Source organism: Ruegeria pomeroyi DSS-3, assembly GCF_000011965.2.
GTDB classification, from domain to species: domain Bacteria; phylum Pseudomonadota; class Alphaproteobacteria; order Rhodobacterales; family Rhodobacteraceae; genus Ruegeria_B; species Ruegeria_B pomeroyi.
The window spans coordinates 1,327,301-1,348,251 of the sequence record NC_003911.12; the positions used below are offsets into that span (position 1 = coordinate 1,327,301).

General features: G+C 64.2%; 26 protein-coding genes. 10 read left to right on the forward strand and 16 right to left on the reverse strand.

Annotation, left to right across the window (positions count from 1 at the left end; genetic code table 11):
- Genes SPO_RS06405 through SPO_RS06415 form a run of 3 tightly spaced genes read right to left on the reverse strand, consistent with a single transcriptional unit; the run spans position 1 to position 2,140 of the window.
- A complete protein-coding gene (locus tag SPO_RS06405) occupies positions 1-612 on the reverse strand; it encodes a glutathione S-transferase family protein (RefSeq protein WP_011046998.1) in 612 nt (203 codons plus the stop codon).
- Positions 609-1,508 carry an alpha/beta fold hydrolase gene (locus SPO_RS06410; protein ID WP_011046999.1) on the reverse strand — a complete coding sequence of 300 codons (900 nt, stop codon included), beginning with the start codon at positions 1,506-1,508 and terminating at the stop codon, positions 609-611. Before SPO_RS06410 ends, SPO_RS06405 begins: the two co-directional genes overlap by 4 nt.
- On the reverse strand, positions 1,505-2,140 hold the full coding sequence (locus tag SPO_RS06415; RefSeq protein WP_011047000.1) for a TIGR02453 family protein: 636 nt from the start codon (positions 2,138-2,140) through the stop codon (positions 1,505-1,507). The genes SPO_RS06410 and SPO_RS06415 overlap by 4 nt, the downstream gene beginning before the upstream one ends.
- A 110-nt stretch (positions 2,141-2,250) precedes the next feature.
- Between SPO_RS06415 and SPO_RS06420 the strand changes: the two genes are divergently transcribed.
- The 3 genes from SPO_RS06420 to SPO_RS06430 all read left to right on the forward strand — a co-directional run bounded on the left by SPO_RS06420 (position 2,251) and on the right by SPO_RS06430 (position 5,214).
- Positions 2,251-3,603: an MATE family efflux transporter gene (locus SPO_RS06420; RefSeq protein ID WP_044028038.1), complete on the forward strand. Its 1,353-nt coding sequence runs from the start codon at positions 2,251-2,253 to the stop codon at positions 3,601-3,603.
- A 172-nt stretch (positions 3,604-3,775) separates the two neighbouring features.
- On the forward strand, positions 3,776-4,318 hold the full coding sequence (locus tag SPO_RS06425; protein ID WP_011047002.1) for a MarR family winged helix-turn-helix transcriptional regulator: 543 nt from the start codon (positions 3,776-3,778) through the stop codon (positions 4,316-4,318).
- Positions 4,315-5,214, forward strand: a complete 900-nt coding sequence (locus SPO_RS06430) for a DMT family transporter (protein ID WP_011047003.1) — start codon at positions 4,315-4,317, stop codon at positions 5,212-5,214. The genes SPO_RS06425 and SPO_RS06430 overlap by 4 nt, the downstream gene beginning before the upstream one ends.
- A 137-nt stretch (positions 5,215-5,351) precedes the next feature.
- Here the strand turns inward: SPO_RS06430 and SPO_RS06435 are convergent, their stop codons facing one another.
- Entirely contained in the window at positions 5,352-5,753 is a 402-nt protein-coding gene (locus SPO_RS06435; protein WP_011047004.1) for a hypothetical protein, read from the reverse strand.
- 16 nt (positions 5,754-5,769) lie between these two features.
- The gene (locus tag SPO_RS06440) at positions 5,770-6,972 is read right to left on the reverse strand and encodes a pyridoxal phosphate-dependent aminotransferase (protein ID WP_011047005.1); all 1,203 of its coding nucleotides are present in this window, start codon (positions 6,970-6,972) and stop codon (positions 5,770-5,772) included.
- Positions 6,973-7,064: 92 nt separating this feature from the next.
- Between SPO_RS06440 and SPO_RS06445 the strand changes: the two genes are divergently transcribed.
- From SPO_RS06445 to SPO_RS06455, 3 genes are all read left to right on the forward strand, one after another.
- Positions 7,065-7,457: a helix-turn-helix domain-containing protein gene (locus tag SPO_RS06445; RefSeq protein WP_011047006.1), complete on the forward strand. Its 393-nt coding sequence runs from the start codon at positions 7,065-7,067 to the stop codon at positions 7,455-7,457.
- Positions 7,454-7,711 carry a succinate dehydrogenase assembly factor 2 gene (locus SPO_RS06450; protein WP_011047007.1) on the forward strand — a complete coding sequence of 86 codons (258 nt, stop codon included), beginning with the start codon at positions 7,454-7,456 and terminating at the stop codon, positions 7,709-7,711. Before SPO_RS06445 ends, SPO_RS06450 begins: the two co-directional genes overlap by 4 nt.
- A gap of 83 nt (positions 7,712-7,794) precedes the next feature.
- Positions 7,795-8,286 (forward strand): MarR family winged helix-turn-helix transcriptional regulator, encoded by a 492-nt coding sequence (locus SPO_RS06455; protein ID WP_044028039.1) that lies wholly within the window; start codon positions 7,795-7,797, stop codon positions 8,284-8,286.
- Here the strand turns inward: SPO_RS06455 and SPO_RS06460 are convergent.
- The 5 genes from SPO_RS06460 to SPO_RS06480 form a co-directional block, all read right to left on the reverse strand.
- Entirely contained in the window at positions 8,280-9,044 is a 765-nt protein-coding gene (locus SPO_RS06460) for a DUF1194 domain-containing protein (RefSeq protein ID WP_011047009.1), read from the reverse strand. The two genes, SPO_RS06455 and SPO_RS06460, sit on opposite strands and share 7 nt — an antisense overlap.
- Positions 9,041-9,733, reverse strand: a complete 693-nt coding sequence (locus tag SPO_RS06465; RefSeq protein WP_044028040.1) for a DUF1194 domain-containing protein — start codon at positions 9,731-9,733, stop codon at positions 9,041-9,043. The genes SPO_RS06460 and SPO_RS06465 overlap by 4 nt, the downstream gene beginning before the upstream one ends.
- Positions 9,733-10,161: a VOC family protein gene (locus tag SPO_RS06470; protein WP_011047011.1), complete on the reverse strand. Its 429-nt coding sequence runs from the start codon at positions 10,159-10,161 to the stop codon at positions 9,733-9,735. Before SPO_RS06470 ends, SPO_RS06465 begins: the two co-directional genes overlap by 1 nt.
- A gap of 66 nt (positions 10,162-10,227) precedes the next feature.
- Positions 10,228-11,559, reverse strand: coding sequence for a surface lipoprotein assembly modifier (locus tag SPO_RS06475; RefSeq protein ID WP_044028041.1), 1,332 nt, complete (start codon positions 11,557-11,559; stop codon positions 10,228-10,230).
- A 77-nt stretch (positions 11,560-11,636) separates the two neighbouring features.
- Positions 11,637-12,653 carry a hypothetical protein gene (locus SPO_RS06480; RefSeq protein WP_051420328.1) on the reverse strand — a complete coding sequence of 339 codons (1,017 nt, stop codon included), beginning with the start codon at positions 12,651-12,653 and terminating at the stop codon, positions 11,637-11,639.
- Between the two features lie 233 nt (positions 12,654-12,886).
- Here SPO_RS06480 and thyX point away from each other — a divergent pair, with 233 nt between their 5' ends.
- On the forward strand, positions 12,887-13,795 hold the full coding sequence (thyX, locus tag SPO_RS06485) for an FAD-dependent thymidylate synthase (protein WP_030003195.1): 909 nt from the start codon (positions 12,887-12,889) through the stop codon (positions 13,793-13,795).
- A gap of 100 nt (positions 13,796-13,895) precedes the next feature.
- Positions 13,896-14,756, forward strand: a complete 861-nt coding sequence (locus SPO_RS06490; RefSeq protein ID WP_144083971.1) for a hypothetical protein — start codon at positions 13,896-13,898, stop codon at positions 14,754-14,756.
- Positions 14,757-14,849: 93 nt separating this feature from the next.
- Here SPO_RS06490 and SPO_RS06495 read toward each other — a convergent pair whose 3' ends face one another.
- Entirely contained in the window at positions 14,850-15,056 is a 207-nt protein-coding gene (locus SPO_RS06495; protein WP_011047016.1) for a cold-shock protein, read from the reverse strand.
- Between the two features lie 219 nt (positions 15,057-15,275).
- Here SPO_RS06495 and SPO_RS06500 point away from each other — a divergent pair, with 219 nt between their 5' ends.
- Both SPO_RS06500 and SPO_RS06505 read left to right on the forward strand, forming a co-directional pair.
- The gene (locus SPO_RS06500; protein WP_011047017.1) at positions 15,276-15,593 is read left to right on the forward strand and encodes an ArsC/Spx/MgsR family protein; all 318 of its coding nucleotides are present in this window, start codon (positions 15,276-15,278) and stop codon (positions 15,591-15,593) included.
- 48 nt (positions 15,594-15,641) lie between these two features.
- Entirely contained in the window at positions 15,642-16,010 is a 369-nt protein-coding gene (locus tag SPO_RS06505; protein ID WP_011047018.1) for a hypothetical protein, read from the forward strand.
- A gap of 40 nt (positions 16,011-16,050) precedes the next feature.
- On the opposite strand, the gene SPO_RS06510 is transcribed toward SPO_RS06505, so the two are convergent.
- The 5 genes from SPO_RS06510 to thrS form a co-directional block, all read right to left on the reverse strand.
- The gene (locus SPO_RS06510; RefSeq protein ID WP_011047019.1) at positions 16,051-16,614 is read right to left on the reverse strand and encodes a DoxX family protein; all 564 of its coding nucleotides are present in this window, start codon (positions 16,612-16,614) and stop codon (positions 16,051-16,053) included.
- A complete protein-coding gene (locus tag SPO_RS06515) occupies positions 16,589-17,371 on the reverse strand; it encodes an HvfC/BufC N-terminal domain-containing protein (RefSeq protein ID WP_011047020.1) in 783 nt (260 codons plus the stop codon). The genes SPO_RS06510 and SPO_RS06515 overlap by 26 nt, the downstream gene beginning before the upstream one ends.
- Complete coding sequence (locus SPO_RS06520; RefSeq protein WP_044028044.1) at positions 17,368-18,225, reverse strand: MNIO family bufferin maturase; 858 nt, start codon at positions 18,223-18,225, stop codon at positions 17,368-17,370. Before SPO_RS06520 ends, SPO_RS06515 begins: the two co-directional genes overlap by 4 nt.
- 97 nt (positions 18,226-18,322) lie before the next feature.
- Entirely contained in the window at positions 18,323-18,625 is a 303-nt protein-coding gene (locus SPO_RS06525) for a BufA1 family periplasmic bufferin-type metallophore (protein ID WP_044029107.1), read from the reverse strand.
- Positions 18,626-18,846: 221 nt separating this feature from the next.
- Positions 18,847-20,793 carry a threonine--tRNA ligase gene (thrS, locus tag SPO_RS06530; RefSeq protein ID WP_011047023.1) on the reverse strand — a complete coding sequence of 649 codons (1,947 nt, stop codon included), beginning with the start codon at positions 20,791-20,793 and terminating at the stop codon, positions 18,847-18,849.
- Positions 20,794-20,951 lie beyond the last annotated feature (158 nt).

Consider the following 20,951-nt stretch of genomic DNA (forward strand, 5'->3'; position numbering starts at 1 on the left):
TCAGTCACCGCCGCCTGCGGCCAGCGCGCGCTGGAAGGCCGGGCGCGCGGCCATGGTGGCGGCGAACTCGGCGAGCCCGGGAAACTCACCCGCGCGGCCCAGCCGCGCCACCACCCCTGCCGGGAAGCTGAGCAGGATGTCGGCGGCGCTGAGCCCATCCAGCACGAAATGGCCCGAGGGGCGCAGGCTGTCCTCCATGAAGCGGAAATGGCTGGTCAGTTCCGACTGGATGCGCGGATGCAGCGGCGCGCCCGCCTCGCCCAGAAGGCCGACATAAAGGTTCAGCAGGATCGGTGTCATCACCGAGCCTTCGGCGAAATGCATCAGTTCCAGATGCTCGGCCCAGGCGGCGCTGTCCTGCGGCGGCATCATCTGGGGCGCGTGGCGGGTACAGAGGTAATCGACGATGGCGCCGGATTCGGCCAGCCGAATGCCGTCTGTCTCGATCACCGGCGATTTGCCCAGCGGATGGATGGCGCGCAGTTCGGGTGGGGCGAGGCGGGTCTTGGGGTCACGCTCATAGCGGATGACCTCATAAGGCAGCCCCAGCTCCTCGAGCAGCCAGAGGATGCGCAGCGAGCGCGATTGCGCCAGGTGGTGAACGGTGATCATCGGGCGGTCTCCGGTTGGGGCATCCAGTCCAGGATGGCGGCGGCGACCCGGTCGGGCGCCTGATGGCACAGCCAGTGGTCGGTGCCGGGGATGGTGATGCGGGTCAGGTCGGGGGCGAAATCCTCGAGCCCCTCGGTCGCCTCGGGCAACAGTGCGCGGTCGTCCGGCCCCCAGAGCAGCAGATGCGGGCAGCGCACGCGCAGCCGGTCAAGCGGCAGGTCGGGCAGGTCGGTGCGGGGTTGTCCGGGGGCAGCGATCACCAGCGGCGAGGCGCGGTACCAGTTCAGCATCGCATCGAGCCGTCCGGGCCGCGCCCATTCGGCCTTGTATTCGGCCAGTCGCGCGGGGCTGAGCCAGTCATGGCCTCCCATGTGGCGGGTGAAGAAATCGGTCAGTGCCTTGTAATCATTGGCGGCGAAATGCTCCGTCGCCTCGGGCGCGCGCAGGGCGTTCATGTATTGCGAGGCCGCCGATTGCGCCCCGCCCGCCGCCATCGCGCGCTGGAAGGGCACCGGGTGCACGCCATTGGCGATGATCAGGCGGTCGACCAGTTCGGGGCGGAACATCGCCAGCCCATAGGCCACCGCCGCGCCCCAGTCATGCCCCAGCACGGTGAGCGGCGTGCCGAGAGTTCCGACCAGCGCTGCCATGTCCGCGACCAGATGCGAGGTGGCGTAATGCGCGACGCCCTCGGGCGCCCAGCTTTGGCCATAGCCGCGCTGATCGGGGGCGATGCAGTGAAAGCGGTGGGCCAGATGCGGAGCGAGGTCAGCCCAGGCACCGCCATATTCTGGAAAGCCGTGCAACATCAGCAGCGGCGGCAGCGCCGGATCGCCCCAGCGGCGCAGAAAGAACGGGTTGCCGTTCAGATCAATGGTCTCGGTTTGCATGCTCATGCGCCTTTCTCCAGCAACTGGGACAGTGCCGATTGCATCGGGCGCAGGCGTTCAAACGCCGTCAGGATGCGCCCGGGCAGGTCCTCCCCGTCGGGCGGCAGGTCGATCCAGGCGGTCAGCGACTTGCGCCGCGCCAGATCGGCCAGCGCATCCCCGGGCGCGACCGGCGGGGCGGGGCGCTTCAGCTCCGGCTCGGACAGGCGCAGGCCCTGATCCGCCAGCGCCGCCAGCGCCGCGCGCAGCCCCTCGCCTTGCTGGGGCAGGCTGGCGCGATAGCGGGCCAGCGTGGCCGCGTCGAACCCCATCCGCCCGCCGCCCGCGGTGACATAGTCGGGCGAGACGCCAAAGAACCATTGCGCCCCCTCCGGCGTGGTCCAGAGCAGGTGCAGATGGGTGTTATAGGGTGTCTTGTCCTTGGAAAACCGCACGTCGCGCTGCGCTCGGAACAGTTTGGTCGCTGTGCCCGGCCCCAGCCGCGCCGCCACCTGATCCAGCAACAGCTCTGCAGGGCGTTTCAGCTCTGTGTCGTAACGTGCTTTCTGCGCCGTGAACCAGTCGCGGCTGTTATTGGCCGCCAACTCGGCCAAAAAGGCGCGGGCTTCGGGGATCAATCGGTCGAACGGGTCTGGCATCGCACCCTCTTTGGTTGAGGAACCTCTGTCAGGCTATCAGGACAGGACGGTGGCGCAAACGGCGAAGATGGTACTTGCCCTCACGTCGGGCCGCACCTAAGCGTGGGCGAATGACCAAGGTGATGACATATCGCGGCCATGCAAGGGCGATCGCGGTGCTGGGCCTACCGCTGATCGGCGGGCATCTGGCGCAATTCGCCATCGGGCTGACCGATACGGTCATGCTGGGCTGGTACGGGGTCGAGGCGCTGGCGGCGGTGACGCTGGGCAGCAGCTATTTCTTCGTGCTGTTCCTGATGGGCGCGGGCTTTGGCTGGGCGGTGATGCCGATGGTGGCCGCCGCTGCCGCCGAGCGGGACGAGACCAGCATCCGGCGGGCGACGCGGATGGGGCTTTGGGCCTCGCTGATCTTTGCCATGCTGGCGATGCCGCTGCTGATCTGGTCGCAGCCGATTCTGCTGGCTTTGGGGCAGGAGCCCGAGATTGCCACCATGGCGGCAGAGTATCTGCGGGTCGCTGGCTGGGGTATGATCCCGGCGCTGACGGTGATGGTGGTGAAATCCTATCTGGCGGCTCTGGAGCGGACTCAGGTCGTGTTCTGGGTAACGGTTGGAGCGGTCTTTGCCAATGCCGCAGCGAACTATGCGCTGATCTTCGGCAATTGGGGGGCACCGGAACTGGGAATAACCGGGGCGGCGATCGCCTCGATCTGCACGCAGATGGTGTCGCTGGTGGCGGTGCTGGCCTATGCCTTGTGGGTCCTGCCGCAACACACGCTGTTCCGCCGCTTCTGGCGCCCGGATAGCGAGATGTTCCGGCGCGTGGTGCGGCTGGGGGTGCCGATTGCCCTGACCAACCTGGCCGAGGTGAGCCTGTTTTCCGCCTCCGCCGTGATGATGGGCTGGCTGGGGGCGGTGCCCCTGGCCGCGCATGGGATCGCGATCCAGCTGGCTGCAGCCACGTTCATGGTGCATCTGGGCCTGTCGAATGCCGCGACCATCCGGGCGGGCAATGCCTATGGCCGGCGCGACAGAGAGCATATGGCGCGCGGCGGCAAGGTGGTGATCGCGATGTCGCTGATGATGTCCCTGGTGACGATCGCGCTGTTCTTGACCTGCGCCGAACCGCTGATCTCGCTCTTCATGGAGCCGGACGACCCGAACCGGCCCGAGATCCTGGCCATTGGGGTCGGGCTGCTGGCGATGGCGGCGTTGTTCCAGCTGGTCGATGGTGCACAGGTGATGGCGCTGGGCCTGTTGCGCGGGGTGCAGGATACGACGGTGCCGATGATCATGGCCGCGGTCAGTTACTGGCTGGTCGGCATCCCGGCCTCTTATGTGCTGGGATTCGTGCTGCGCTGGGAAGGGATCGGCGTCTGGGCCGGCCTTTCCGTGGGGCTCGCCTGCGCGGGAAGCTTGCTGATGACCCGGTTCTGGCGCCGCTCGATCCGGTTGATCGACTAGCCGCGCGCGCGGATCCGGCCCATTTTCTTGCAAAGAAAATGTCCAAAGAAAATGAGATTTTCTTTGTCAGAATTTCTTTGAAATTCTGCATGCCCGAAAAGAGATATCTGCCTTGACTGTCTTAGCACTCGATTTATGTGACTCGATCACATAAATCGTTTTGGAGGGCGGCATGTGGACAGGAAAGACCGGTAACATGCTGGGAGCCCTGGCGCTCACGTTGACCGACAGGATCCGGGCAGAGGTGAATGTCTCGCTCGATGCCGGCGGCGAGACGGCGGCGGCGCTGGTTCTGCTGGGCGCGAACCCTGCGCTGACAGTGGCCGAGATCGCCGAGGCTCTGGGGCTGACCCATAGCGGCGCGGTACGGCTGGTTGACCGGCTGTGCGTTTCCGGTCTTGCCGAGCGTCAGAGCGGGCCGGATGCGCGCGCGGTGCATGTCCGGCTGACCTCTGCCGGTGCGCGGCAGCGCAGGCGGGCGCTGCTGCGTCGTCAGGCAGTTCTGGATCACGCCTTGCAGGCATTGTCCCCATCCGAGGAAGCGGCGTTTGCACAAATGCTGGACAAGCTCCTGCGCCGGATGCTGGATTTCCCCGACCAGGGGCATCGGTTCTGCCGTTTGTGCGATGAAGACCTCTGTGTTCCCCACGGGTGTCCGGTTGAAGAGCGTCTGGTCGAGCTTCTTGAGCGGCAGGCGCGGGAAACGGGGCTTTGACGACCTCGGGCGAACGACGCGTCGCGGGGCTGGCGATGATCGGCTCGGCTGCCTGTTGGGGTTCGGCCACCGTGATGTCGCGGGACCTTCTGGTCTCGATGACGTCCATCCAGCTGCTTCTGGTGCAGCTCATGGCTAGCGTCTGCGTCTTGCTGGCACTCGCGGCGCCACGCTTTCCCTGGACCTACCGGTCGCGGGAGATGACCAAGGGCGCGCTTTGCGGCGTGCTTGAGCCGGGACTGGCTTATGTGGTCGGGCTGGCCGGTCTGGCGCAGACCACGGCGGGACGGGCATCAATAATCAGTGCAAGCGAACCGGTTCTGATCGTGCTGGTTGCCTGGGTGCTGTTTAACCAAAGACCAGGGCTGCGTCTGATGGCGGCGATCGCGATTGCCGTGGGCGGGCTGGTGTTGGTGTCCTGGTCTCCGGTTGTCGAGGATCGGGGCGGGGCGTTCAGGGGCGATATGATGGTTGTTCTCGCGACCCTGTTCGCGGCCGGTTATGTGGTGATCTCCAGTCGCATCGTCGGCAGCTTCCCTGCGGCCTCGCTTGCGTCGGGACAACAGATGGTGGGGCTTGCCTTTGCGATGCTGGTTTATGCGGGGGCGATGGCGCACGGGGATGATATGGGCGGGTTTGGCGCGATACCCGGTGGTACGCTCGCTTATGCGGCCCTGTCCGGTGTCGTGCAATATGCGCTGGCGTTCTGGTTGTATCTGATCGGCCTGCGGTATCTTTCGGCCGGCGCCGCCGGGCTGTGGCTGACGCTGATCCCTGTGTTCGGTCTTGCCGGGGCCTGGCTCTGGCTGGGCGAACGTCCAGGCTTGCTGACCGTGCTGGGGGCAATTGTCATCGTCTCGGCGGTCGTGCTGGGAAATCGCGGGGGAACGGAGTAGGTGCCGACCTTCCGGAACCTGTAGGAGTTGTTCCGGACGCTGAGGGAGCATTTTCTTGCAAAGAAAATGTCCAAAGAAAATTTCAATTTTCTTTGGCAGAATTTCTTTGAAATTCTGTCTACCGCAAGGGGCGACCTTCAGCCCTTCATCAGCCGGTCCGCCTTCTTGCGGACCAGCACCGAACGCAGGTCGTGCATGGCCAGCAACAGCGCGTCGGTGACCTCTTCAAGCTGTGCGTCGCTGGCCTTGGACTGCACCCAATGCGTGGTCAGGTTCAGGTAATCCACTGCCCGGTGGATATCGTCGATATCGCGCCGCGCCAGCAGGTCGGTGCGCTCGGCCATCCAGCGCTTGATCTCTCGCAGGTCCTCGGGGCTGAGCGTGCGCCCGCCCTGCGGCTTGATATCGCCGTTCTTGATATTGACCACCGCGATATGGTCCATCTCGATCCGGCGCTGGCGGTTCTCGGTGTCAACGCGAAACACAAAGGCGCCGTTGTCCCGGATCCGGAAGTAGTAGTCTGGCAATTCGGCGCCCATTCCGGTGCCTCCCGTTTCAGGTCAGTGACGCGCAAAAGCGCTGGATGCGGGTGCAGGCCTCGGTCAGGGCCGCGTCGGATGCAGCGTAGCTGACCCGGAAATTCGGCGAAAGCCCGAAGGCCGCGCCAAACACCACCGCCACGTCTGCCTCTTCCAGCAGCGCTGTGCAAAAGGTCTCGTCACTGTCGATCCGGGTGCCTTTGGGCGTCGTCTTGCCGATCAGCCCCGCGATCGAGGGATAGACATAGAAGGCGCCTTCGGGCGTGGGGCAGTCGATCCCCTCGATGGCGTTCAGCATCGACAGCACCAGATCGCGGCGCCGTTTGAACAGGGCGTTGTTGGGCGCCAGGAATTCCTGGGTACCATTGAGCGCCTCGACCGCCGCCCATTGGCTGATGGTGCAGGGGTTCGAGGTGGATTGCGACTGGATCTTGCGCATGGCTGCGATCAGTCCCACCGGGCCGGCGGCATAGCCGATCCGCCAGCCAGTCATCGCATAGGCCTTGGAGGTGCCGTTGCAGGTCAGCGTGCGCTCGTACAGGCCCGGCTCCACCTGTGCCGGCGTGCAGAATGCGAACCCGTCATAGGCAAGGTGCTCGTACATGTCGTCCGACATCACCCAGACATGGGGGTGACGCATCAGAACATCGGTCAGCCCTTTCAACTCGTCACGGCTGTAGCCCGCGCCGGTCGGGTTCGAGGGCGAGTTGAAGATGAACCATTTCGTGCGCGGTGTGATCGCCGCCTCAAGCTGCGCCGGTGTCAGCTTGAACGCGGACTCGAGCGCGGTTTCCACCACCACCGGCGTGCCGCCGCCCAGCAGCACCATGTCGGGATAGCTGACCCAATAGGGGGCGGGGATGATCACCTCGTCACCGGGATTGAGCGTTGCCATCAGCGCATTGTACAGCGTCTGCTTGCCGCCACTGCCGACCGAGACCTGGGCAGGCGTATAGCTCAGCCCGTGATCGCGCTGCATCTTGGCGCAGACCGCCTGTTTCAGCTCGATGATACCGTCGGGCGCTGTGTATTTGGTCTTGCCCGCCGCGATGGCGGCGGTTGCGGCATCCTTGATGTTCTGCGGCGTGTCGAAATCCGGCTCGCCCGCGCTCAGCCCGATGATGTCGCGGCCCCCGGCCTTCAGCTCGGCGGCCTTGGCGGTCATGGCGACGGTGGGCGAGGGTTTGACGCGGGACAATGTCGCAGACAGGAAACTCATGGCGGCCTCGGTTTGAATGTTGCGCGTCCCTGTCATAGGGTGCGCCCAACCGACGATCAAGCAGGTTGCGCAGGCAGCCGGAAAGGACCGCTATGAGTGACGAAACCGATTGGTACGGACCCGAGGCAGCCACCTTTGGAGATCGTCTGGCCGCGGCGCGAGAGGCCTCGGGCATGACCCAGGCCCAACTGGCCCGCCGGCTGGGGGTAAAGAAGGCCACGATCAACGGCTGGGAGGACGACCTGTCCGAACCGCGCGCCAACCGGCTGTCGATGCTGGCGGGGCTGCTCAATGTCTCGATCGTCTGGCTGATCACCGGCGAAGGGCAGGGCGGCGAGGCGCTGAACGAGACCGACGAAACCGCCCGCGACATGGCGGCTTTGCTGACCGAATTGCGCAGCCTGCGCGCCGATCTTCAGGCCAGCGGCCAACGTGCCGCGCGGCTGGAAAAGCAGCTGCGCCAGATCATGGAGCATTCCGCGTGAGCGAGAGCCGCGAAACCCGGATCAAACGGATGCGCATGCGCTCGATGCGGCGCGGCATCAAGGAGATGGACCTGATCCTGTCCGCCTATGCCGATCGCAGTATCGAGGCGATGGATGCGGGCGCGCTCGATCTTTATGACGCGCTGCTGCATGAGAACGACCAGGATCTCTATCAATGGGTCACGGGGCAGGTTTCTGCCCCGGACCGCTATCGGGATCTGATCGCGGATATCTCGCAAACGTTTCAAAAATAACACAGTTTTCAACTTAACTGATTCTTTGGGTTTTCGTCTCAGAGTGTTCGGCAAGCAGCAGCGAGTCGGAGAGACGGATGAGTATGGAGAGGCAGATCGCCCAGGCCGGCGCCAAAGGCTTCATGGCAAACTATCTGGAGGCGCTGTCGCTGGTCGAGCGGTTACACCGGCTGCTGCTCGATGTGATTAAGGACGAGTTCGAGCGGGTCGGCGTGCTGGAAATCAACGCGGTGCAGGCGCTCTTGCTGTTCAATATCGGCGATAACGAGGTGACGGCGGGCGAATTGAAAAGCCGCGGCTACTATCAGGGCAGCAATGTCAGCTACAACCTCAAGAAGCTGGTCGACATGGGCTATATGCACCACCAGCGCTGCGAGATCGACCGCCGCTCGGTCCGGGTCCGGCTGACCCAGCGCGGGCGCGAGATCCGCGACGTGGTGGCCGAGCTGTTCATGCGCCATGCCGAGGGGCTGCAAAGCCGGGGCGTGCTGGGTCCCGACGGGATCGAGGAGATCACCTCGGCCCTGAAACGGGTAGAGCGGTACTGGACCGACCAGATCCGGTATATTTATTGAGGCAGGACAGGCCACGGCAGGACAGGCGCGTGTAGCTGCGTCGCGGCGCGGGTGGGAAGGGCGGACAGAACCAGCCCCTCCAGCTCGCGCCGCAGCTTGCGCTCCATCGCCGCCTGATAGTCTTCGTACCCCAGCGCCACCTCGACAAAGGCATCCGGCCCCAGGATCACCCAGGCCCCGTAATAGGCCGATAGCTCTCCGATCTGGGTCTGGCGGAGGTCGGTGAAAGTGGTGCTGTCCGCCCCGATCACCAGGGCGTTGACGGTCAGGCCGCTGCCCTCGAGCGCCGCCTTTACCACGCGGGGATGCGGGCCCATGTTGTGTTTGCCATCGCCCGACAGGTCGAGCGTGCGCTTCCAGCAATCGGGCTGTTGGGCCAGCAGGGCGGCGCCGTGGTGCATCGCGGGGCCGATGGCGGTGCCCGGCGGCGCCGCGGCCCGGCGGGTGGTGCGCAGGGTGGCCGCGACCGTCTCCAGATCCGCAGCGGTGTCGATCTGGTGCCACGGCAGGATCAGGCGCTGAAACCCCGGTTCGCTCCATTCATAGACGGCCAGCCGGATCGGATGGCCGGGCATTGCCAGCAGCCGGGCCTGTACCTCGGGTGCCAGCAGCGCGGCGGCCAGCCCGTCGAGCTGCAACCGGTATTCGCGCCCATCGACCGAGCCGGACACATCCAGACCCAGTGCCAGCGCCTGCCGGCATCCGGCCCAGCCGGGTACCGGCAGCAGCAGGGCCAGCAGGGTCAGCAAGCGGATCATCGCAGCTCCCCGATCACCAGCCCGGACAGTTCCCGCTCCAGCTTGCGCCGCATGGCGCGCTCGAAATCGGCAAAGCCCTGCGCCACCTCGAGAAAGGCGCCGGGACCATGCAGGACTTCGGATCGGAAATAGGGGATCAGCTGGATCTCGGTCTCGTATTCGGCGCCGTTGATCGCCAGCCCGTTGACCGTGATGCCGTCAAACTCCGGGGTGGAATAGGCCGCGCGCGGGCCGAACCCCTCGTTATTCTCGCCATCGCCCGACAGGTCGATGGTGCGGAACAGACAGTCGGGGCCGCGCCCGAGCAGTGCCGCACCATAGGTCAGCGCGTGGCCCATCGCGGTGGGGGCTTCGGTCGTTGCACGGCGCGAGGCGCCCAGCCGGGCGGCGGCGGTTTCAAGATCGGTAGGCGTGCGGAGCAGGACCCAGTCGAGCAGCAGGTGCTGATCGTTCGGCCCGCTCCACTCATAAGCGGCAAGCGCCACCGGTTGGGGCGTCGAGAAGGCGGCCCGCACCACTTCGGGCGCACGCAGGGCGGCGGCCAGCCCCTGCCGCTGCAAGCGATCCTCGCGGGCATTGACCGAGCGCGAGACATCCAGCGCCAGGGCCAGCGCCAAGCGGCACTCGGCCGCCTGGACCGGGGGCGCCGTCACCTCCAGCGCACAGGCGACGGCGGCGGCCCGGTACATCACCAGTGGCCGGTGCTGTCCATGCTGACCCAGGGCTCGGCCGGGTCCAGCGCGGCACCGTTCTGCAGCAATTCGATCGAGATATTGTCGGGCGAGCGGATAAAGGCCATGCGCCCGTCGCGCGGCGGCCGGTTGATGGTGATGCCGTTTTCCTGCAGCATCGCGCAGGTGGCATAGATGTCGTCGACCCCATAGGCGAGATGCCCGAAATGGCGGCTGTCGCTGGGCAGCCCGTCATCGCCGTCCCAGTTATAGGTCAGCTCCAGCGGCGTCTCGTCCTGCCCGGGCGCGGCCAGATAGACCAGGGTAAACCGCCCCTCTTCACTGTCGTAGCGGCGGATTTCGCGCAGCCCGAGCAATTCGTAGAAGGCCATGGATTTTTCAAGGTCCTTCACGCGGACCATGACGTGCAGATATTTGAGCGGCATCGCTTGATTTCCTGTTCTGGGTGTCGCGTCGAAGCCTAGCGCAGTGGCCAGCAATGTCGAGACCGCCTAGAACGCGGATTGGATGCCGAAGTTCACCCCGAACCGGCGCGCATCATAAAGCGCGATGTTGCTTTCGGTGCGAGAGGCGCTGATGCGCATGGTCGGGTTGAAGCCGTAGTAATCTATCTTGTTGAAGATAAGCGTGAAATCGGCCTCGTACTTGTCTTCCTGCCGGCCATTGCGGTCATGCGGAGAGACGTCGTAATCGCGGCTGCGCGCCCAGAGTCCCAGCTGCGCGGTGGCGCCGAAGACCGGTTTGGCGAATGTGATCTGGGCGCGCAGCGCGATCTCGTCGAACTCGTCGGCGGCAACGTCCGAGGTCGCTACCGCCCCGGTCAGATTGGTCCAGAGCACGGTGCCGCCGCTGAGCGGCAGGGTATAGGACAGATCGGCGCGCACCGTGTCCTGATCGCTGCGGGTCACGCCCCATTGCCGTTCGGTGGCGATGCGGGCGTTGATCTGGCGGCCTCGCGCCAGCTTGTAGCTTTGCCCAAGACTGAACCGGGCGAACCGGGCATATTCGTTGCCGCCATACCAGCTCTGCCCGACATCGACGAAGAAACGGTATTCTCCGCGCCGGTCGAGATTGATGCCGCGCTGGCCATAGCCCAGCGTGTATGAGGCAAAGGAAAAATCGCTGGCGCTGGCAGTGGGGGCGATGGCCTTGGCCTCGGAGGACAGCGAATAGGCGCGCAGATCGACCGACAGGATCAGGTCATGCGCGCGGGTCGGCAGCTCGCGGAACCGGTATCTTGTGGTGACACCCAGCGCGTATTCGATCCCCGACAGAGCCCGGGCCGAACCGCCCAGCTGGTATTCCACCGGCTGACCATAGAGAACCTCGGACAGCTTGTAGTTCAGGAACGAGGAGCGTTGCGACGAACCGTTGTTGATGTTGCTGTCCGGCGTGATCGCAAAGGACAGCCGCGTCAGCCACGGATTGCGGGCACGTACATAGCGGAAATCGCGCACGGCGATGCGGCTCAACTCTTCCGAGGGGGCGTGTTCCACAGCGCGGCGCAGCCACCATTGCGCCAGGGTGCGGCGCTCATCCGAGGCAAGCGCCTGGGCCATGACCATCGAGCTTGCGAATTTTTGCTCGTCGGTTTCGGACAGCCGCCAGGCCTGCTGGGCCGAGCTGCGCGCCTCGTCAAAGCGGCCAAGCGTCCGCGCCGCACGAGAATGCACCAGCAGCGCCTGCCGGTCCGCCGGATCGCGCTGCAACAGGGCCTGCGCATAGCTGTAAGCCTGTTCAGGCGCCCCGATGCGGAGCGCCTGGACGGCGGTGGCGCGCAGTTCATCGGGGCTCAGTTTGACCGGCGCCTCGGCACCGGCCATGGAGGACAACAGCCCGGTCAGAAGAGCCAGAGCCGCGATGGGGCGGCGTATTTTTCCCCACGGCCGCACCACCGGCCTCAGTTGTAGACGATGAAGCCGCCGGTCTCGCGAACCGTGGGCGCCGCCGGGTCGCGGCTGGTTTCCAACACCACGACGCCGACGATCTCTTGGGCCTGATCCCCCGAGATGATCGCGTAGTAATTGCCTTCCTCGAACAGCAGGGCCTGGCCTTCGTTATTGACGAAATAGCTGGTCATCTGGCCCAGGATCTCGCCATTGTCGTCCATGACGCCGGGGCCGACCGTGAAGGTGGCGGTGGGAATCTCCCTGAGGGTGGCGTTGTTCTGGGTGTTGATCCGGTTCAGCGTGGTTTCGGTGACATCATTGCCCTGAAGGTCAAAGATGCGGCGATTGCGGATTTCGCCGCGTACCGCGTCACCCCGGGTGCCGGTGGTATCGTTGAAATCGTCAAAGTCGATGGCGATGCGGATATCGCCGGTGGTGTATTCCAGCGCGCCGATGCCATTATAGTCGCGCAAGCCCGCAACGCTGCCCGTGAACAGTGCCTGGCCGGTGGTGGGCAGGTTCACTTCGTTGTTGCGCTGATAGATGAAGCCGCCAAAACCATAGCCGACGTAGGCGCCGGTTCGCACAATGGCGAATTGCGTATTGCCCGAGGTCGAGACGCCATAGATGGCGCGGTGGCGGAACTGGTTCACCGGCTCGCCATCGAAACTGTCCAGAAACTGGGCATCCGCTTCGTAGACCGAATAGGGGCCAAGGCTGCCGACAGCGGTTCCGCGGGAATAGGTGTTGTCGCCGTCGAAACCCAGGTTGTCGACCGAGAACGTGTCATCGGCGGCATTATAGCTGACATCGCGCGCATAGCCGTTGCCGTTATAGGCCGTTTCGGTGCTGGTGGGCTCGCTCCTGAAGATGCCGGTCCTCGCGGTGGGAGAGGTTGTCCCCGGCGGAAGGGTGCGGTCGCCCTGGATCGGAGAGCCGGTATCGCCGCCCGTACCGCCGCCGCTCCCGTCTCCGGAGCCATCGCCAGTACCAAAAACGGCATCGGAGCCGCCGCACGCTGTCAGCACAACGCACGCTGCAACTGCAACGAGATGGGGTTTCATAACTGCCTGCCTCTGCTCTTTTGTCAGATAATTTTGGCCGATTGTCTGGTGTGGTCTTGCGAAAGTCAATCGCAACCTGAGCGGGTCGTTGGAAAGCGCTTCAGGGTGTCCGAAAAGCCATACTTCATATGGCGGTTTTGATGCGGCTCCTGGCCATATATAGTATTGTTGCGACTCATCTAGCGAAAGGGACCTTGATGCCGCTATCCTCTGAGCAACTGGCCGAGATCGACGCCCAGCGGGCGCATACCGCGCCGACCCGCCGTGTGGTGTCTCCGGGGATGGAGTCGCATCTCTATCGCGCGCATCCGGTGCTGGATCACGGCTTTGTCCGGGTGATCGACTATATGGGCGATGATGCGGCCATCTGCCAGGCGGCGAGGGTGTCTTATGGCACGGGCACGAAATCGGTGCAGAATGACGAGGGGCTGATCCGCTACCTGATGCGGCACTGGCACTCGACCCCGTTCGAGATGTGCGAGCTCAAGCTGCATGTGAAGCTGCCGGTCTTTGTCGCGCGTCAGTGGATTCGGCACCGCACCGCAAATGTGAACGAGTATTCGGCCCGCTATTCGATCCTGGATCGCGAATTCTATATCCCGGCGCCGGAACATGTGGCGGCGCAATCGGCGGTCAACAACCAGGGCCGGGGCGAGGCGCTGCAAGGGGAAGAGGCGGCGCGCGTGCTGGAGATTCTCAAGGCCGACAGCGCCCGCTGCTATGACAATTACGAGGCGATGATCGGGCAAGAGGGCCAGCAGGGCCTGGCGCGCGAACTGGCGCGGATGAACCTGCCGGCCAATATCTATACTCAATGGTACTGGAAGGTCGATCTGCACAACCTGTTCCATTTCCTGCGCCTGCGCGCCGATGCGCATGCGCAATACGAGATTCGCGTCTATGCCGAAACCATGTGCCGCCTGGTCGCCGACTGGGTGCCCTTTGCCTATAAGGCGTTCGAGGACTACCGGTTGGGCGCGGTGAACCTGTCGGCGCAGATGGTCGACAGCCTGCGCCGGATGCTGGCGGGCGAGGCGGTGACGCAGGAAACCTCCGGCCTTTCGGCGCGGGAATGGCGCGAGTTTCAGGACGTGATTGGCCGATAATTCGCCCGAAAGTTGAAAAAGGTCGGCTAATCTGTCATCCTCTCACCGTTTTCCGGGGGGAGGATAGATGCGTAGATCTTTTTTGGGTTTGTGTCTCGCCGTGCCGCTTGCCGCCTGTGTGCAGCATGCGGGAACGTCGGGTGGCGATACTGCCAGGCTGATATTCTTTGGGGGCGCCAATACCGAAAGGATGAACATCGTTCTGCCGGATTTTCCGACCGAACGCTGTGCCCTGCATAGACCTCGGCCAGTGTCGGCAGACGGAGACCGAGAAGCGGCGCTGTTGCGGACGGCGCTTTTGTCCATCGTGACAAACGTGCTGACCAATGCGGTGGTCGAGGGGGCGCGAAAATGGGCACAGCGCTATCAGGCGCGCTATGCTGGTTCAGCGAATTTCTCGAACTTCCGGATCGGCCGCACCACAGACGATATCCGCTGCGTCGGTATCATTCGCATGGGGCCCGAAAGTGCCGACAAAACCCGTCGCGATCTCTATTCGGCGATTGTTCTGGAACTGAAGGAGATCGGCGATGGCGCCATGTTCATCAGGCCGGTCTATTCGTATACGCCGGTGCTGAAGACCGCGACCAGCGTGCAAGCCAACGAGATCGGCTGGGCCGGGACTGCCATTACCGTGTCGGTGGCTGCAGTCAATGCGGAGGGCGAATTGGTCAGCCACTCGCAAAGCCTGGGGCTGAAACCTGCAAAGGCAAATGTCTCATCGCATCTGGAGAATGTCCGGCACACGGCGGTCCCCAAGATTTATTCCGACGGTCCCGAGGCGGGTTACGATACCGCGATCATGCCCTATTTTCAGGGGCGGCCAGTCACTTTGAGCATCGCCGTTACCGAGGTGGGCGCGGGCGCAAACGATGCCAAGGCCCTTGCCGGAGCAGTGGAGGCGAACAAGGGGGCGATCTCGACTCTGATCAGTGGGTCGCTACAGCGGGCATCCGATTGAGGCCCGAGGCGGCGATCAAGACAACAGATAACCGGCGGCCGCGCGGGCCGGCCGCCAGCTGTTGCATGACCCGGAGATCTCCGGGTGGTCCCGTTACAGTGGCTTGATGTCTCCGGCCATTTTGCGGCCGTCACGTCCGTCCAGCATTTCAAAGGACACTTTCTGATTGTCGGCAAGTCCGGTGAGGCCGGACCGTTCGACAGCCGAGATATGTACAAAAACGTCCTTGCCCCCGTCATCGGGGGCAATGAACCCGTAACCTTTTGTTGCGTTAAACCATTTCACGGTGCCGGTAGGCATGTCCCGTGTCTCCTTCTACCTTCCAGGTCACCCCTGTAATTGGCGGGGTCGCGAGCGGGCGACCGGACATGCAGACGACCGGTCCAGCATGAACACGCCGGACGCCGACAGGCCGGAAGCTCCGGCAACAAGATTACATGGTGCAGGCAAAAATCAAGAAAAAGGGGGTGCCAGCGCGAAAAATGCGCGATATTTCATCACCACGACACAGGGGGTGCCATGCTGATCTATGGGCTGAAGAATTGCGATACCTGCCGCAAGGCGTTGAAATCATTGCCTGATGCGCGGCTTGTCGATGTGCGCGCCGATGGCGTCGACCCGGCGGTTCTGAGCCGGGCCTGGGCGCAGTTCGGCGCCGATCTGCTCAATACCCGCTCGACAACCTGGCGCGGGCTGGACGCGGCCGAGCGCGCCGGCGCGCCGCTGGAACTGATCGCGCAATATCCCGCCCTGATGAAGCGGCCGCTGATCGAGGCCGGGGGGGAATTTTACCTCGGTTGGACCCCTGCCACCCGTCAGGCCCTTGGTCTGGGCTAGGCGCACCCTTATGTCGGACCGGTAGGGAATCACAGGAAAGAACCCAAGATGCGCAATGCGGCCCTTGTTCTGGGGATCATCGCCGGTCTGATCGGCATGTTGGTCGGCTTTTTCAGCTTTGGTTATGTCGAGGCGATCGAGCATTTCGGCGAGATCGACGGGCTGGCCGAGCAGCTCGAGAATGCCGATCTGGTGCAGATGACCTCGATCATCGCGCCGATGCTGGCGATTGCGGGCGGTGCCATGGCCCGGGCGCGGGCGCTGTGGGGCGGGGTGTTGCTGCTGGTGTCGGCGGCAGGGATGTATCACGCCTTTGGATTCAACGTGTTCACCATGTTTCCCATCGCCTTTGCTGCGGTGGGCGGCGTTCTCGGCGTGGCGGCGGGCAAGCCGGATGAGCCCAAGGCGCATTTCTGAATGATGCGGCCCACGCAAGACGCGTGGGCCGGCAAGGCGCTCAGGCCATGGCGGCCTGGGTGCGGCCGCGCAGCAGCGCATCGAGTGACAGCGCACCGGCGCCCTTGATCACCAGCAGGCTGAGGGTGAACACCCAGAACAGGCGCTGGTCCATGATCACACCGCTGGCCTGATTGTCGAACCAGGCACCCAGCGTGGCCAGATCGGTGGCGCCGTGGCCATAGACGTCGGTCAGCGACTGGACCACCACAAAACCGATCATTCCCAGCGCGGCCAGCCGGGTGAACAGGCCGATCACGATCAGCAGCGGCAGGATGAACTCGGCATAGGTGCCCGCCATGACCACGGCCCAATGGAACATCCCCAGTTGCGAGACGTCATAGCCGACCGCTTCGAGCTGTTTGGGGAAAATCTGGCTGTAGGCGCCGATCGAGGGGCTGAAGAGACCGAAGATGCCGTCGCCCAGCTTGGTCAGACCGGAATTCCAGTAATAGACCAGCAAGACGGCGGCAAAGGTGAACCGGGCAAATAGTGGCAACAGCCAATCTCCGGCGGTTTCCACCAGGCCGAAGACACGGTTATGGATCGAGACGAGTGGGTTCATTGTCTTGTCCTTGCTCTGTGAGTGAGATGATGGCGCCGCCCTGGAGCAGCAGGGCAAGCGTGGCGCCAAGGTCGAATTCGGGGGTCTGTTCGGCAGCGGCCTCGTAGGCCGCTCCGATGGTGGCGCCGCCTTGCAGCGCCGTGATCCAGTCGGCGCCGCCGGGGGGCAGCAGCTGCGGGATCGGGTCATATTCGGGCCGGGTGATCAGCACGTCCTGACCGCCGGGTTCGGGTTTGGGGGCGTCGTCCTCGGTGTTGAAACGCCAGATCGCGTGGATCGGCCAGGGCGAGCGCAACAGGCGCATGGCGGGGGCGAACTCCAGCCGCGCAGCCATCAGCGCCTCGGGGTCGATGGCCAGCGCCTGCGGGTCGATGGCCGTGCTGTCGGCGGCGTGATAGGCGTGACGCAGGGCCAGTTCCAGTCGCGCCACATCCGGCAGATAGCCCAGATGCGACAGCTGCTGCATCCCGGCGAGGAACTCGGGGAAGGCGGCGCCATAGAACATCATCAGCGGCGATGCGGGCGGATGGCGGCGCAGGAAGATGCCCGCAAGCCCGTCCATGTTCTGCGTGCCCAGCAGCTTGGTGATCACCGGAAAGGCCTGATGCATCGCCTCGGTCAGCGATACCGCCACATTGTTGCGATAGACATCGAAGCGACGGCCCGCTGGCCGTTCGCCCGCGTCGCACAGGCCCTGGGGCACCGCGCTGGCCGGGTCCAGCAGGGCGGTGTGGAACTGGGTTTGCGAGACGCTCATGCCGGGATGCGCTCCAGCGCCTGTTGCGCGCGCGCGGCCTCGGCCCGCAACACGGGCCAGTCCGGCACATCGGTATCCCATTCGATCAGGATCGGTTTCGGCCCCGAACGCTCAAGCACATGGTCAAGCAGCGCCCAGACCGGGTCGACCACCTCGCGCCCGTGGCTGTCGATCAGCAGCGGGCGGCCGTGGTCGTCGGTATCCTCGTCATGGCCGCCCAGATGGATCTCGCCCACATGCGCCAGCGGATAGGCGTCGATATAGCCCTGCGGCGAAAAGTCGAGATTGGTGGCCGAGACAAAGACGTTGTTGACGTCAAGCAGCAAGCCGCAGCCGGTGCGCTTTGCGATCTCGCGCAGGAAATCGGGCTCGGACCAGCTGCTTTCGGCAAAGGCGAGATAGGAAGAGGGGTTCTCCAGCAGCATCCGCCGCCCGACCACCTCTTGCACCTGGTCGATATGATCGCAGATGCGGGCCAGCGTGGCATCGGTATAGGGCAGCGGCAGCAGGTCGTTCAGGAAATGGCTGTCATGGGTGGACCAGGCCAGATGTTCCGAGAAACTGGCCGGGTTCAGCCAGCCCACCAGATGTTTCAGCCGGGCGAGGTGATCCGCATCCAGCGCGCCTTCGCCGCCGATCGACAGGCCGACCCCATGCACCGAGATTGGGAACCGCTCGGACAGGTGGCGCAGCTGCGCCAGCGGGCGGCCGCCATCGCCCATGTAGTTTTCGGCGTGGATTTCCAGCCAGCCCACCGGGCCGGGCGCCTCGAGGATTTCGGCGAAATGCTGCGGCTTGTACCCGACTCCCGGCATGGCGGGCAGGTGGGTATCGGTTCGCGAACTGTCCAGCATCTGTCCAATCCTTTGCGACAATCAGAGGGTGGGCAAGGGGGGAGAAAGAATAGGGGCGGGCCGATGCGCCGGCCCGCCCCCGCAATCTGGTGCCGGCTTATGCGGGCAGGTCGCGCTCCAGCGCTTCCAGCGAACCCTTGCGGACCGAGCCGTCTGCCTGGGCGGGCAGTTCCATGCTTTCGCAGGTGCCCGCATCGACCAGAGTCCAGGCATTGCCCTGGTAATCCACGGTCGAGGTACCGGCGCAGGTGGTGCCGGGGCCGGCGGCGCAATCGTTCTTGCCGGCCAGCGAAACGCCATAGCATTTCTCCTTGGCCTGGGCGCTGGCGGTGGTGGCGGTGCCAGCCAGTGCTGCTGCGACGGCGCCTGCGATGGCAAGGGTCTTTGCGGTGTTCGACATGTCGGTCATCCCTTCGTGATCGTGTGATATGTCTGCTTTGGACAGCTCAAAGGTAGTGTGCGGTGGGCGCCGTTTGAATTCACGACCCCGTGTCTCACATTCCCGTCAGAATTCTTGGGCAAGTGTTGCGGTAAACAAAGGGATTCTTGCGGCAAAGGCCGGAAATGTTACAGGCCAGCCCCCGGGGTGAGGGCTGGCCTGCGCGCTTTTCGTGAGAAATGTTACAGAAGGTCGGGGGGAGTCGCGGCCCGTCCGAGCTCGATTGTTACATCCGCCAGGCTCTGTACGCTGGTCTGTTTCTCACCCAGACGGCGCACGCTGACGGTGCGTTCCTCGACCTCGCGGTGGCCGACGGCCAGGATCACGGGCACCTTGCCCACCGAATGCTCGCGCACCTTGTAGTTGATCTTCTCGTTGCGGGTGTCGGCCTCGGCCCGGACGCCCGCGGCGCACAGCTCTGCCACCACTTCGCGCACATAATCATCCGCTTCCGAGGTGATCGAGGCGACCACCACCTGACGCGGCGCCAGCCAGAAGGGCAGCTTGCCCGCGTGTTCCTCGATCAGGATACCGATGAAGCGTTCGAACGAGCCCAGCGTCGCACGATGCAGCATCACGGGGCGATGCTTGGCCCCGTCGGCGCCGATATAGGTGGCGTCCAGCCGTTCCGGCAGCACGAAATCCACCTGATGGGTGCCGCACTGCCAGTCGCGCCCGATGGCATCGGTCAGCACGAACTCCAGCTTGGGGCCATAGAACGCGCCTTCGCCGGGGTTCAATTCCGGCTCGATCCCGGCGGCGCGGGTGGCCGACAGCAGCGCCGCCTCGGCCTTGTCCCAGACCGCGTCGGACCCGGCGCGGGTGTCCGGGCGATCGGAGAATTTGACCGAGAATTTCTCGAATCCCAAATCCTTGTAGATCATCGACAGGAAGTCGATGAACTCGGCGGTTTCGGATTCGATCTGATCTTCGGCGCAGAAGATATGACCGTCATCCTGGGTAAAGCCGCGCACCCGCATGATGCCATGCAGCGCGCCCGAGGGTTCGTAGCGGTTGCACGAGCCAAACTCGGCCATCCTGAGCGGCAGATCGCGATAGGATTTGAGGCCCTGGTTGAAGATCTGCACGTGGCAGGGGCAGTTCATCGGCTTGAGCGCGTTCACCGCCTTTTCGCGGGCGTGTTCCTCGTCGACTTCGACGATGAACATGTTTTCCTGATACTTCTCCCAATGGCCCGAGGCCTCCCACAGCTTGCGGTCGACCACCTGGGGCGTGTTCACCTCGACATAGCCGCCGCGCCGCTGCTGGCGGCGCATGTAGTCCTGAAGCGTGGTGTAGATGGTCCAGCCGTTGGGGTGCCAGAAGATCTGGCCCGGCGCCTCTTCCTGCATGTGGAACAGGTCCATCTCGCGCCCCAGCTTGCGGTGGTCGCGCTTTGCGGCCTCCTCCAGCATGTGCAGATGGGCCTTGAGCTTCTCCTTGCCGGTAAAAGCGACGCCATAGATGCGTTGCAGCATCGGGCGATTGCTGTCGCCGCGCCAATAGGCGCCGGCGATGGACATCAGCTTGAACGCGTCGCCGGGGACCTGGCCGGTGTGCTGCAGGTGCGGGCCACGGCAGAGGTCCTGCCAGTGGCCGTGCCAGTACATCCGGATCGGCTCGGTGCCAGGAATGGCCTCGATCAGTTCGACCTTGTAGGGTTCATTGTTGGCCTTGTAGAACTCGATCGCGCGCGTGCGTTCCCAGACCTCGGTGGTCACGGGCTCGCGCTTATTGATGATTTCCTTCATCTTTTTCTCGATCAGGCCGAGATCTTCTGGGGTGAAGGGTTCGGCGCGGTCGAAGTCGTAGTACCAGCCGTTCTCGATGACGGGGCCGATGGTGACCTTGGTGGCAGGCCAGATCTCCTGCACGGCGCGGGCCATGATATGGGCCAGGTCATGACGCACCAGCTCGTTGGCCTGGGCCTCGTCGGCCATGGTGTGAATGGCGATCTGCGCGTCAGTCGCGATCGGCCATTGCAGGTCCCAATGCTTGCCGTCGACGGTGGCCGAGATCGCCTTTTTCGCCAGCGAGGTGGAGATATCGGCGGCGACCTGCGCGGGGGTTACGCCGGCGTCATAGGATCGTGCATTGCCATCGGGAAAGGTGAGAGAGATCTGGGCCATGACTGGCGGCTCCTCGTCGGTTTGGCGCCCACTGAACGCCCGGTTGCGGGTTATGGTGTCCGCCCGATTTGGCAGGGGCCGCTGACGAAGTCAAGGCAGCAGACTTTCGCAGAAAGTCTGTGCCCAAAGTTTCGCGAAACTTTGGGCCGGCCGCGCGG